The organism is Brenneria sp. hezel4-2-4 (genome assembly GCF_013155275.1).
In the GTDB taxonomy this organism is placed as follows: Bacteria; Pseudomonadota; Gammaproteobacteria; order Enterobacterales; family Enterobacteriaceae; genus Brenneria.
On sequence record NZ_JABJXS010000011.1, the window covers coordinates 1 to 11,948 of the forward strand.

Annotated in this window: 12 protein-coding genes; 7 read left to right on the forward strand and 5 right to left on the reverse strand. The window is 50.9% G+C overall.

The window, feature by feature from the left end:
* From tssI to HOY33_RS17095, 5 genes are all read left to right on the forward strand, one after another.
* Positions 1–1,082, forward strand: a 1,082-nt coding sequence (gene tssI, locus HOY33_RS17075; RefSeq protein ID WP_172291346.1) for a type VI secretion system tip protein TssI/VgrG, incomplete at its 5' end; no start/stop codon positions are given.
* The gene (locus tag HOY33_RS17080) at positions 1,079–1,978 is read left to right on the forward strand and encodes a DUF4123 domain-containing protein (RefSeq protein ID WP_172291347.1); all 900 of its coding nucleotides are present in this window, start codon (positions 1,079–1,081) and stop codon (positions 1,976–1,978) included. The genes tssI and HOY33_RS17080, both read left to right, overlap by 4 nt.
* 11 nt (positions 1,979–1,989) lie before the next feature.
* Positions 1,990–3,501: a hypothetical protein gene (locus HOY33_RS17085; protein WP_172291348.1), complete on the forward strand. Its 1,512-nt coding sequence runs from the start codon at positions 1,990–1,992 to the stop codon at positions 3,499–3,501.
* Between the two features lie 50 nt (positions 3,502–3,551).
* Entirely contained in the window at positions 3,552–4,574 is a 1,023-nt protein-coding gene (locus tag HOY33_RS17090; RefSeq protein ID WP_172291349.1) for a hypothetical protein, read from the forward strand.
* Positions 4,575–4,778: 204 nt separating this feature from the next.
* Positions 4,779–5,045, forward strand: a complete 267-nt coding sequence (locus HOY33_RS17095) for a type VI secretion system PAAR protein (protein WP_172291350.1) — start codon at positions 4,779–4,781, stop codon at positions 5,043–5,045.
* Positions 5,046–5,151: 106 nt separating this feature from the next.
* On the opposite strand, the gene nikR is transcribed toward HOY33_RS17095, so the two are convergent.
* Positions 5,152–5,550, reverse strand: a complete 399-nt coding sequence (gene nikR / locus HOY33_RS17100; protein WP_172291351.1) for a nickel-responsive transcriptional regulator NikR — start codon at positions 5,548–5,550, stop codon at positions 5,152–5,154.
* A 106-nt stretch (positions 5,551–5,656) separates the two neighbouring features.
* Entirely contained in the window at positions 5,657–6,760 is a 1,104-nt protein-coding gene (asd, locus tag HOY33_RS17105) for an aspartate-semialdehyde dehydrogenase (RefSeq protein ID WP_172291352.1), read from the reverse strand.
* 375 nt (positions 6,761–7,135) lie between these two features.
* Here asd and HOY33_RS17110 point away from each other — a divergent pair, with 375 nt between their 5' ends.
* Entirely contained in the window at positions 7,136–7,729 is a 594-nt protein-coding gene (locus HOY33_RS17110; protein ID WP_172291353.1) for a YhgN family NAAT transporter, read from the forward strand.
* A gap of 47 nt (positions 7,730–7,776) precedes the next feature.
* Here the strand turns inward: HOY33_RS17110 and HOY33_RS17115 are convergent, their stop codons facing one another.
* The gene (locus HOY33_RS17115; RefSeq protein WP_172291354.1) at positions 7,777–9,153 is read right to left on the reverse strand and encodes a GntP family permease; all 1,377 of its coding nucleotides are present in this window, start codon (positions 9,151–9,153) and stop codon (positions 7,777–7,779) included.
* Positions 9,154–9,311: 158 nt separating this feature from the next.
* Between HOY33_RS17115 and HOY33_RS17120 the strand changes: the two genes are divergently transcribed.
* Positions 9,312–9,830, forward strand: coding sequence for a gluconokinase (locus HOY33_RS17120; protein ID WP_172291355.1), 519 nt, complete (start codon positions 9,312–9,314; stop codon positions 9,828–9,830).
* Positions 9,831–9,869: 39 nt separating this feature from the next.
* On the opposite strand, the gene gntR is transcribed toward HOY33_RS17120, so the two are convergent.
* Positions 9,870–10,865 (reverse strand): gluconate operon transcriptional repressor GntR, encoded by a 996-nt coding sequence (gene gntR / locus HOY33_RS17125; RefSeq protein ID WP_172291433.1) that lies wholly within the window; start codon positions 10,863–10,865, stop codon positions 9,870–9,872.
* A 189-nt stretch (positions 10,866–11,054) separates the two neighbouring features.
* Positions 11,055–11,750, reverse strand: coding sequence for a pirin family protein (locus HOY33_RS17130; protein ID WP_172291356.1), 696 nt, complete (start codon positions 11,748–11,750; stop codon positions 11,055–11,057).
* Between the last annotated feature and the right edge of the window lie 198 nt (positions 11,751–11,948).

Here is an 11,948-nt window from a genome sequence, read left to right on the forward strand (position 1 = left end):
CGGGGCTGATGCCGGGCAGCACGTTTCAGATGACGGAGCACCCGAACCCGGCGCTGAATATCGCCTGGCAGATAGTGGGGGTGACGCACAGCGGGCAACAGCCGCAGGCGCTGGAAGAGGAGAGCGGGGGCGAGCCGACGACGCTGAGCAACGGTTTCAGGGTGGTGAAAGGCAAAACCACCTGGCGGAGCGAGATGCCGTACAAGCCGAAGGTGGACGGCCCGCAGATAGCGACGGTGACAGGCCCGGCGGGGGAAGAGATTTATTGCGACCAGTATGGTCGGGTGAAAGTGCAGTTTCCGTGGGACAGGTACGGCGCCAACAATGACCAGAGCTCGTGCTGGGTACGGGTGAGTCAGGGCTGGGCGGGCGGCCAGTACGGGATGGTGGCGATACCGCGCATCGGACATGAGGTAATCGTGAGTTTTCTGGAGGGCGACCCGGACCAGCCGATAGTGACCGGGCGGACGTATCATGCCACCAATCTGTCGCCGTACCCGCTGCCGGCGCATAAGACCCGCACCACCCTGCGTTCCAAAACCCATAAGGGAAAAGGCTTTAACGAACTCAGTTTTGAGGATGCGACCGATAACGAAGAGATTTTCATCCACGCGCAGAAGAATATGGCCGTGCGGGTGCTCAATTCCAAAGACGAGCGTGTGGACTATAACCGCACCACCAGTATCGGCCATGATGAAGAGATCGTGATCGCCAACGATCGCAAGGTCACGGTGGAAGGCAATCAGGATCACAAGATCACCGGCAACAGCCTGTCGCTGACGGAAGGGGATCGGGGAATACAGGTAAAGGGCGATCTGGCGCAGAAAATCAGCGGCGCCTTCAGCGTGGACAGCAACGGCGATTTGACGTTGCAAAGCGGCAGCAAACTGACATTGCGGGTTGGCGGCAGCTTTGTCGTGTTACACGCAGGCGGCGTGGATATCAAAGGGCCGGTTATTAACCTGAACTCCGGGGGCAGCCCGGGCGATCTGGCGTTGCCGGCGGATCCGGCGATTTTGAAGGCGGCCGCGGCTCAGGGGACGATGTTCGTGGCTCATTGTCCGAAGGAAGAAAAAGCATGAGTGGATCGGTGCAATATGCCGTTATCGACGGAGCCGTTGAAGAGGGGCTACTGGATTTTCTGGCTGAACACAATCCGCCGCATTGTTGCTTATATGCAGAGCCGCTACAGCACGAATTAGCCCCTCTGGCACCTTATCTGGTCGAAGTAACCAGTGAAGTGTCATCATGGCTGATTAATAAAACCACGCCGTGGGGCATTTACTTGTTTACCTCGGCAGTAATGAAAGATTTACGACACCATTTGCGCAAGTATTTGCAGATTATTATTCCCTCGGAAGAGAAACCGGTATTTTTTCGCTTTTATGATCCACGGAATATTTGGGGTTTTTGCCAAGTCCTGACAGCATGGGAACTACACTGTTTTATGGGGCCAATTGAAAAAATGGTGACTGCCTACGATGGAATAATATGGGAGGAGCACTTTCAATCAGTTCGCGAACCGTTTCCAAAAATAGTTCAGAACAGAATGAAGCTCTTCAAAATTAATCAGTTCCAACTTAACGCAATTAATCAATGCGCTGAAGAAAGGTATATCGATGGGCTTATTTCTCAAATCAGATCGCAATACGCAGAAATAATACAACCTGTCTTAACTGATGAACGTCAATGGAAAATAAATCAGGAACATTATTTTTATAAAGAGTCATCAGATAATAACCCTGCCGATTTCTCGGCTGAAAGTATTGTCAAAGATTGTTATTATTTCTGTAAAATGAAGGGTATTGAAGATGACCGTTCCATTCGTGGATTACTTCATTTATTGATAGAAAAAAATATTTATTCATTTAAAAAAATCCCAGAATTATGGCGAAAAACATTAAGTAATGAAAGTCTGCCTGGTTATTTTCGTGTTGAATGTTTGCTCAAAGAAACCCTGGGATATATTCCCCGCTAAAGGAAACACCTATGTCTGAAGGAAAAATCTCACTCACAGCAGGAAGTGCCTGCGCGAAATGCAATAATCCAGATCCATGCCTGCATCAGATAACACTGGACGCATTCGATGATAAAACGCACATCTGGCCTGTTGAACAGAAAATTAATTTGAAAGTGTTGGATGACGGAACAGGATGTAAGGGAACCATTACGGTAGAAGGGAAATGCGATAAACCAACCTGCCCACAGGCTGCACTGGAAAGTGAGAATGAGAAAATAGCGATAAATAATGGAATAGCGGATCCTGTTACGCTGTATTATAAAAAGCAGTCGGATAAAACCAACACTGACTTTCAGATGAAATCAATATGGGCACATCTTAATAGTCTCATTTTACCCTCTGATGCAATTAATGCGCCTCATCGTTATCAACTGGTCACTCAAGGCTGTATGGGCAAAGCCGTTTATGCGCAAATTGACGTCTATCCCACGGTCGAATTACGGGCGGTAATCGGTTTCAGCTATGACCTGAAAGGGAAAGAGCGTTCTTGGAAAGAGCGGCGCAATGAACAGATTGCCGCAAGAAAAAAGATGGAGGATACCCAGCCTAAAAACGGCAATAAGTTGCGCAACGGCTGGACGTTCCAGACAGACCGGTTTCAAATCACGCAAGAGCAGGCGCTGAATATTGAGTATGGTCTTAAAATCTGTGATACCGAATATTCGAGCCAGTTTGCTGAGGTTACCCGTAAAGTCAGAACGGTCAAAACGCTGGAGCAGATCGGTAACGTTGAGCGTTTTGTGGCGAATATCAATAAATATCTCCTGCCTGATCCGGATAAAAAAGGATCGACCCGTCAATACCGCGTATTTGATTACTCCGTTGAACCGATTAATATGGGAATATCATACGCCTATCAGTGTCTGGACGGTGTTGATGAGACAACGCATTTTATGGGGCTTTATGCTGCTCCGTTCCTGAGCATGAAGATGAAAATTGACCTGATACAACTGCTGGCTGCGTATTGTAAAATTGAGCGCATAGCCGCTAAGTGCCGGGAGTATATCGCCAAAGGCGGTGATTCCATCGAATGCTATATACAATTAACGACGGCACTGCATTTGTCCATCGGCGCCGCCTATAAACAAGAAGTGTGGACATTCAGCGCAGGCGAAGACAATAAGCTGGGTTTCACGCTGGAGGGGGTGGTCAGCGTAGCATTTAAAACAGAAGTATTATTTGTTGAAGTCTCGTTGGAAGCGTCGGGAAGCATGAAAACTAAAGCGGGCTTTAAACTTGATCAGCATGATGATGGTATAGATTTGGTCGGGTATCATGATGGGATTGTGGCTGATGTGGCAGTGGTGGCTGATGCCCAGTGGGAGAAAAAAAAAGGTGGGGCTAAAGATTTAAACCATCAATACCAATACCAATCAACTACAGAACTGGCTGCACCATTAAAATCGGATAAATCAGCAATGAGGATTAATTTATTCGGTAAAGAGAGAGTCATCACTAAGCCAAAAATGATACCTGCGTAGCCCTGGGCGATTGGTTACAACACGCAACATTGATAATCCAAGGAAAGTCTATGATTGGTAAACTTGTTAAATGGAAATATGTGATCCTTTCAGGAGCAATAATGATGTCTACAGCAAATGCCGCTAATGATCCGTTAAAAATTCGTAGCATATTTGACATTCACTCCGCATTTTGCGCCATTAAGACTAACGGCGTTATCGGTATGGATAACCGTGATTCGGCGGTGGCTGGAAGAGGATTTGGCTCATCCAGCACCAACGCGTTGCTTTTTCTAGCAAATGGCGAAAATAGTATTACTGTTGAAATAGGGGCTCTAGGGTGGTTCTCACAGGAAAAAATCAGCGATGAAGCGAGAAAGACCTTTAAACCGGATGCGAGCTGTAAAGTTTCCTTAACCGCATTTAAAGGCAAACAGTCGAAAGTGTTGAGTCAGATGACTATTGGTATCGGTAAAGACGGTATTCCCTTTGCGCAATTTGTCGGAGAAGCTGGCTCTACTCAAGTTGAAAAGGTGATGCCACAGAAAATAACTGCACCGCAGGTTGAAAAGGGGCATATTCCTGATAATTATTTTTCTGATAATTATTTCCCAGTTGGTATGGAACTCTATCAGTTTACGCAAAAAGTCTATCTTAAAGGGCTTCCCGAGTGGAAATGGAGAAATGCCGTTCCTTTCTCTGGCAAACCGCAACAGATCCAAGCGCTACAGCTAGCCTATCTTGATCTCTGGCAACTTTTCGCAGAAAGAAACAATGCGGCCATAAAATCTTATCTTAGTGAGTCATTACAAGCGTGGGCAATTACTACCGGAGAGAGTACTGATAATATATATAGCAATACAAATTTTTCTGCAGATCTTAAAGATCCTTCATTCAAGATGATCCCCATTAACTGGAGCGATTATGAAATTAAGGTAATGAATAACCAAAGAATGCTTCGTCTTGTCAATAAATCCGACCCTACCTTTTCTCCCATTTCTTATTTTACAGATGATGAAAGCGGAGAGAAACTAATTGGAACTTTTTCTCCCATATTCTCTTTTATCGATGGTAGGTTTATCCCTGTCATCTAAACATAAATAAAGGATAAGTTATAAGGGAAAGATATAATAAATGGAAATGCATGGATTTCTTTGGGTTAAGCATAATGTCTGCGGCCACTGACGCCGATGAACGGTTTGATTTTCTTAGATTAGTATGGTGATTATTAATGATGACAATCTTATAATTCATTTATCACAATACGTAAACGCACAAAGTAGAAAGAGACTAAAAATATGGGTAATGCCGTTAAATTAGGGAATTCCGATACCGGCCACGGCAGTCATCCGCCTACGTCGGTCATTGCCGGCTCTCCAACCGTTAACGTGGATGGTCTGCCGCTCGCCCGGCAAGGCGATCCTCTGGCTCCTCATGGTCATAGCCGAAGCATCAGCGGCGGCTCATCCAGCGTGTTCATTGATGGTAAACCGGCGGCGCGTAGCGGTGATGCCGTTAGCTGCGGTGGGGTGTTGATCGGCGGCGGCAGCGTAAATATAGGATGAGGTTTTAAGCCATCCGGAGCTACGCTTTGGGGCGATAACCGACATGGAAGGCGTTGCCTGGTTGCTGCTGCTCGACATCCTGATAGCGCGCCGGCACAGTGGCCTTTTATAGCGGGATCAGATTCAACCGTCCGTGCCGTACGCCCGTTTGCGCCATGACGGATTCGGCGAAATGCTCAACCTGTGACGCCGTACCGCGCAAAATAATCGTTTCCACACACTCTTCATGGCTCAAATGCGTGTGCATGGTGGAAACCGTTAGATCATGATGGTCGTGTTGCATTTCCGCCAGCCTGCTGGAGAGCTGACGTTCGTGATGATCGTAGACGTAGCTCAGCACCGCCACGCATGCCCCATTTTTATCCGTTTCAAGCGTCATTTCGCCCAGTTCACGGCGCAGCATATCGCGGAAGGCTTCAGAACGGTTGGCATAACCCTTACGCCGCATCAGTTCATCAAAGTCCTGCGCCAGTCGATCATCCATTGAAATCGTCAGTCTTTGCATCAAAAGCCTCGTGGAAAATGGCAGGGGTCATGGCGTCGACAGGAAAATACCAGCGGTAAAACCATGCTGGCGCGCCCCATAAAGGAATGGCGCCAGCGCGGCAAGGTTACAGTAGGATACGCAACATACGGCGCAGCGGTTCAGCGGCCCCCCACAACAGTTGATCGCCTACCGTAAAGGCGGACAGATATTCCGGCCCCATATTCAGTTTACGCAGACGGCCAACCGGCGTGGACAGCGTACCGGTTACCGCGGCCGGCGTCAGTTCGCGCATCGTGACGTCACGATCGTTGGGCACGACTTTTACCCAGTCGTTATGGGTTGCCAGCATTTGTTCAATTTCCGGCAACGCCACATCTTTTTTCAACTTGATGGTAAATGCCTGACTATGGCAGCGCAGCGCGCCCACGCGCACGCACAGACCGTCAACCGGGATCACACGGCTACCGCCGAGGATCTTGTTGGTTTCCGCCTGCCCTTTCCACTCTTCGCGGCTCTGGCCGTTATCCAACTGCTTGTCGATCCACGGGATCAGGCTGCCAGCCAACGGCACGCCGAAATTATCGGTCGGCAACGTGCCGCTGCGGGTCAGCGCGGTCACTTTACGTTCGATATCCAGGATGGCTGAAGCCGGATCCTGAAGTTCTTTCGCCACGTCGCCATGCAACATACCCATCTGCACCAGCAGTTCGCGCATATGCCGCGCGCCGCCGCCGGAAGCCGCCTGATAAGTGGCGACGGACACCCAGTCCACCAGATCGTTGGCGAACAGACCGCCCAGCGACATCAACATCAGGCTGACGGTACAGTTGCCGCCGACAAACGTCTTAACGCCATTGTCCAGCCCCTGCTTAATCACCGCATGGTTGACCGGATCCAGAATAATAATCGCCTCATCCTGCATGCGCAGCGAGGAGGCGGCGTCGATCCAAAAACCCTGCCAGCCGCTTGCACGCAGCTTAGGATAGACTTCAGTCGTATAATCGCCACCCTGACAAGTGATAATGATATCCAGCGCGCGCAACGCGTCCAGATTGTAGGCGTCCTGCAACACGCCTTGCTGACCGCCCAACGCCGGCGCCGGTTCACCGTGCTGAGAAGTGGAAAAGAATACCGGGCGGATCATATCGAAATCGCGTTCTTCCACCATGCGCTGCATGAGAACCGAACCGACCATACCGCGCCAGCCAATAAAACCAACATTTTTCATGGTAACTGTCCTGCCTTGGGGGTGACAAAAAGAATTCTGACTACTGTCTTTTACTCGTCATACTTCAAGTTGCATGTGCGTTGGCTGGTCAAATTCGTTCCAAACGAATTTGACCTTCGTTTGCCGCCTTCCTGCAACTCGAATTATTTAGAGTATCTATACCCAATAGATTTCAAGCTCGTGGGTATTGCGTGATAAACAAGTCTTTCCACCATACAAAATGTACACAAAGTCGCAAGTGAATTTATTCGATGCCGCCGCGCTTTTTAACAGTCATTCTAATATCATCACCCTGATATAGAATGACGCACGACATCTATTTGTTTAATTACCCGTCGATTTCAGGAAATTGGGTTTCAGGAGCTAACGACCACCATGACAGAAATGATCTCGGCAACCGTGCTGTTGCTGTTAATTATGGATCCTCTCGGCAACCTGCCTATTTTTATGTCGGTGCTGAAACACCTCGATCCCAAACGCCGACGCGTGGTGCTGGTCCGTGAGATGCTTATCGCGTTGGGTCTGATGCTGATCTTTCTGTTTGCCGGCGAGCGGATCCTGGCCTTTCTTAATCTACGCACCGAAACGGTATCGATTTCCGGCGGCATCATCCTTTTCCTGATCGCTATCCGCATGATCTTTCCCTCACGGGAAGGCAACAGTACCGGCCTGCCCGCCGGGGAAGAACCGTTTCTGGTGCCGCTGGCCATTCCGCTGGTCGCCGGTCCGTCGATTCTGGCAGCGCTGATGCTGCTGTCGCATCAATATCCCAATCAACTGTCGTCCCTGACGCTGGCCTTATTTATTGCCTGGGCGATCTCGTTCATCATCCTGTTAATGTCGGATCTGTTTTTACGACTGCTGGGGGAGAAAGGCGTCAGCGCGCTGGAAAAACTGATGGGGTTGATTCTGGTTATGCTGTCGACGCAGATGTTTCTGGACGGCATTCGGGCATATATGTCGCTGTAAAAAAACAGGGGTTCGCCGCATCGCGGCCAAACCCCGTCTTATCATTATTAGAGAAACACGCTGCCTATGGCGGCGATCAGGAACGCAATGGTGCCGATCAGCGTTTCCATTACCGTCCAGGTTTTCAGCGTGGTTTTCTCGTCCATTTCAAGGAAACGCCCGACCAGCCAGAAGCCGGAGTCGTTCACGTGCGACAGCACCGTCGCGCCGCCGGCGATGGCGATCACAATAAAGCACAGATCGAACTGACTCAATCCGGTGGTCGCCGCCACGGCTGGCGCCATCAATGCCGCAGTGGTGGTCAACGCCACGGTGGCCGACCCCTGAGCGATACGCAATGCGGCGGAGACGACAAACGCGGCGACAATCACCGGCATACCGGTATCAGACAACATATCGGCCAACGCCGTACCGATGCCGCTGGCGCGTAATACGCCGCCAAACATACCGCCGGCCCCGGTGACCAGAATAATGGAACACACCGGCCCCAGCGCCCCTTCACAGGCTTTATCAAGATGGCGGCGGCTGTGTTGCCCGCTGAACATGATCAGAGAAAACAGGACGGTGATCAGCAGAGCCACCGGGGTTTTCCCCAGCATTCTCAGGAATTGCACCACGCCGCTGTCGCCGTTGATCACCCCCATGACGGTCAGCGTATTCAGTCCGGTATCAAGAAAGATCAACACCAGCGGCAGCAACAGTACGCTCAACACCACTAAAAACGACGGCGGCGTATGTTGGGGATCGGCTTTTACTTCTTCCAGGAAGGTCGAAGGCAGCGGTAGATGGAATTTCTTACCCGCCCACAGGCCAAACAGATAACTGCCCAAATACCAGGTCGGAAAAGCAATAATCAGACCGACAATCACCAGCAGACCAATATTGGCGCCGAGCAGTTCACTCGCGGCAACCGGCCCCGGATGAGGCGGCAATAGCGCATGCATGACCGCAAATGCCCCGGCGGCGGGCAGCGCATAGGTCAGGGTTGAACCGCCAAAACGCTTCGCCACGCTGAAAATGATCGGCAGCATAACGATCAAGCCCGCGTCAAAAAAGATCGGGAAACCAAACAGCAGCGATGCGATACCTAACGCGAACGGCGCATGGCGTTTGCCAAATTTAATGATCAACGTGTCGGCCAATACGTTGGCGCCACCGGTGATCTCCAGCAAACGCCCGATCATCGCCCCCAGGCCGACCAGCAACGCGACCGAGGCCAGCGTACTGCCAAAACCACTCAGTAACGTCGGTACGATATTTTCATAAGGCGTTTTTGTTACGAGCGCGGTTACCAAACTGACTAATACAAGCGCCAGAAAAGCGTGGATTTTAAAACGCATGATCAGCACGAGCAACAGTGCTACCGCGCCTACGGCGATGAGTAGTAGCACACTGGCACTATAAGCGGATGATATTTCTGTCATAGTCGTAATCTCGTTTCAGTCACCTGATGTGGACTGGTTAATTGTTTGTGAGATACATCACATCATCATTTGATACCGGTAACATGATACGGGTAACATGTTAAAGTTAGGAACTAGTAAGTTTCATTTAATTTACATTTTGGGATGGAGATCAAATTATGCCGGGTCAAAGCGTTATTCTTATGGGCGTGTCGGGTAGCGGGAAATCGTCGGTAGGGGCCGCGCTTGCCCGGGCGATCCATGCAAAATTCATTGACGGCGACGATCTGCATCCGCGTGCCAACATCCAGAAAATGGCCGGCGGCACGCCGCTGAATGACGAAGATCGCGCGCCCTGGCTGGATCGTCTGAACGACGCGGCCTACAGCCTGTATCACAAAAACGAAACCGGCATCATCGTCTGCTCGGCATTAAAGAAACGCTATCGCGACCGCTTACGCCGCGACAATGAAGGGATGACCTTTCTCTATCTGAAAGGCAGTTTTGATCTCATTCTGGCGCGCCATAAAGCCCGGGCCGGACATTTCATGCCGACGGAACTGTTAAAAAGCCAGTTTGACGCTCTGGAAGAGCCAGGCAGCGATGAACCGGACGTACTGACCGTCGACATCGACGGCAGTATGGAAGAGGTGGTTAGCCGCTGCGTTGAGGCGTTGCGCCGCTCCCGCCAAGCGTGACGTAGTGCCGGTAGGGCGGCGATGGCAACACATAATCGGCTAAAGGCTATTGCCGTCCAGCAAGGTAAAGCCCACATCGATCATCGCCGGCTTCACTGGCTCACCTCGCAAACGCGCCAGCAAGAATTCCGCGCCAATCTGCCCCATGCGCTCGCGTGGGGTAAGAACGCTGGCCAGCTTCGGCACCATCGCCTGACCGATATCGTGACCATGAAAACCAGCGATCCCCATGTCTTTCGGCACCTGTAATCCCTGACGCTGACACTCAAACATCGCGCCAACCGCCAGGTCGTCGTTAGTACAGAAAATACTGTCGATTTGCGGGTGCTCGGCCTGTGCCTGTCGCAATAGCTCGCCCCCCAGAGAATAGGAGGAAGCGTGTTCACTCATCACGCAGTAGCTCGTCAGCCCATTATCCCGCATGGCCTGTTCATAGCCGCGACACTTTATGATCGTCCGTTCATCCTGCCGCGCGCCGAGATAAACAACATGGCGGCGCCCCAGTGAAATCATATGCTGGGTCATCTGCCGGGCCGCCTCAAAATTATCGAATCCCACGGCCATATCCAGACAAGGAGACACCGAATCCATCAGTTCGACAACGGGAATGCCCGCGACGTCAATCATCTGACGGGTGCGATCCGTATGCGAACGCTCAGCCAGAATTAAGCCATCGATGTTATAGGCCAGCAACGACATCAGCCGCTGCTCTTCCTTTTCGGGGTGATAGCCATAATGCGCCAACATGGTCTGATAACCCTGCGCTTCCGTGACTCGTTCAATACCGCGCAGCACTTCGGCAAACACCTGATTGGTCAACGACGGCAACAGAACGCCGATCGCCCGGCTGGTGGCGCTGGCAAGCATATTGGGAGCATGATTGGGGATATAGCCCAGTTCATCGAGCGCGATAGCGATCTTTTCCTGCAATGCCGCAGAAACCTGGGCCGGGTTGCGTAAATAACGGCTCACCGTCATTTTCGTCACGCCAACCCGATCGGCAACATTCTGGAGAACCGGTCTTTTTTTCTTCATCATCCACGGAGAGCGCCTGAAAATATTGAGCGGAAGTCTAACAAAAAAAGCGCGCAAGGAATATGCAGAGTCAGCGTTTTGACATCGGAACAAGGTATAAAGAAAAAACCGTGAACACATCCACGGATTACCGGCAGAAATCAACGCGATTAACAGATAATCGCGGCGGTTGGCGTTACCGAATCACGCTTATACCGGAGGCAAATCAAACAACAGGATCTCACTCTCTTTGCTGGCGTGCACCGACAGCGTTTCTTCATCCCAAATGGCGAAAGCATCGCCGGTTTGTGCCGGATAGCCGTTGATTTCCACGCTGCCGCGCACAACCTGGATCCAGATCCGGCGCGCCGCCTGTACCTGATAGATCGACTGCTCCTGCGCTTTCAGCGCCCAGCGCCACAACGTCATATCCTGAAAAATCTTCAGCGAACCGTCACGAGCATCCGGCGACAGCACCAACTGGCGTCCCTGCGGGATATCAAAGCGCTTTTGTTCGTAGCGCGGCGTCAGCCCGTTTTTTTCCGGGATAATCCAAATCTGATACAGGTGAAGTAAATCATCGCTACTGGCGTTGTATTCCGAGTGACGGATCCCGGTGCCGGCGCTCATGATCTGAAACTCGCCGGTCTGGATTTGCGCTTTATTTCCCATGCTGTCCTGATGTTCCACCGTACCGTCCAGCACATAGGTCAGGATTTCCATATCTTTATGCGGGTGCGTACCGAACCCTCGCCCGCCTTCAATCCGGTCTTCATTGATAACACGCAGCGCCGAGAAACCCATGAATTCCGGTTCGTAATAATCCGCAAATGAGAAAGTATGCCAGCTATCAAGCCAGCCGTGATTTGCATGTCCGCGCTGTTGCGCTTGACGTAAATAGATCATGTCAGTTTCTCCCGCGTTTTCGATGAATAAAGTCTAACGGGTCGCTAAGAATAAGATAGCGCAAAAAACTTAACGCGCTGTTCAAAAAATCAGAACGGAGACGTAGGCGGATACCCGCAAAAATGGAGGTTAAATCATGGACAAAAAACGCCCGGAGCGTTTTTCAGCGTTGCGGAGCAACGGCTTTAAGGGGGCGGC